Source organism: Citrobacter sp. TBCS-14, assembly GCF_005280805.1.
GTDB lineage: Bacteria > Pseudomonadota > Gammaproteobacteria > Enterobacterales > Enterobacteriaceae > Citrobacter > Citrobacter gillenii.
In genome coordinates this window covers 1-257 of the sequence record NZ_SZWM01000251.1, presented here as the reverse complement: position 1 = coordinate 257, position 257 = coordinate 1, and the positions used below count along the sequence as shown (strand labels likewise).

Sequence of the window (257 nt, the reverse complement as noted above, 5' to 3'; positions counted from 1 at the left end):
ATTGATGAAGCACCGATGGTGCCAAGTATCCCCCCGCTGTTGGCGGAAGATAAGCGCTAATCAAAAATGCAGGCGAGGCGAAGCCCCGCCCGGTAAATTTGCCCGATGGCGCTGTGCTTATCGGGCCTACAAATCAGGCCGTAGGCCGGATGAGACGGAGCCGTCATCCGGCACCACGAGTATTACACCAGACTCTTCAACCGATAGATCCACTCCAGCGCCTGGCGCGGCGTCAGCGAATCCGGGTCAATATTCTC

At 57.6% G+C, this 257-nt stretch carries 1 protein-coding gene; it reads right to left on the bottom strand.

Translation table 11 applies throughout. The features are described 5' to 3' along the window. Window positions 1–182 precede the first annotated feature (182 nt). Window positions 183–257 (bottom strand): hypothetical protein (locus tag FDX22_RS32580; RefSeq protein WP_370317161.1); only part of this gene is annotated, 75 nt, incomplete at its 5' end.